Annotated in this window: 1 protein-coding gene; it reads right to left on the bottom strand. The window is 72.2% G+C overall.

Annotation, left to right across the window (positions count from 1 at the left end):
• Nucleotides 1-349: cell wall-binding repeat-containing protein (locus tag KR546_RS20000; RefSeq protein WP_420804265.1), on the bottom strand; the 349-nt coding region annotated here is incomplete at its 3' end.
• Nucleotides 350-363 lie beyond the last annotated feature (14 nt).

The following is a 363-nucleotide window of genomic DNA, read 5'->3' as shown; positions in this document are numbered from 1 at the left end:
CGGTGGCGGGTACCAACAGGACGGGGCCGTCGGTGAGCGCGCCACCCGCCAGGGCGTCGACCAGCGGTTCGCGGCCGCGTGCGAGGTAGACCCGGCTGGACCCGGCGGGGAACTGGTACTGCGACACAGCAACCGCCGTGGCATACCGATTCGACCCCGACAGGCGGCCGGTGGATCTGGTCGGCCCGTCTGCCTGGGCGAGCACGGTGTCGGTGATGGCGGCAGGGCCTCCCAGCGCGACGACTTGGCCAGGTGAGAGCCGATCGATCTCGTCAAGCACCACTTGGGGCACAGCTCCGGTGGCGGGTACCAACAGGACGGGGCCGTCGGTGAGCGCGCCACCCGCCAGGGCGTCGACCAGCG

Origin of the sequence: Salsipaludibacter albus (assembly GCF_019798055.1) — a bacterium.
Taxonomy (GTDB): Bacteria; Actinomycetota; Nitriliruptoria; order Nitriliruptorales; family Nitriliruptoraceae; genus Salsipaludibacter; species Salsipaludibacter albus.
This window is presented reverse-complemented; position numbering and strand designations above follow the sequence as displayed.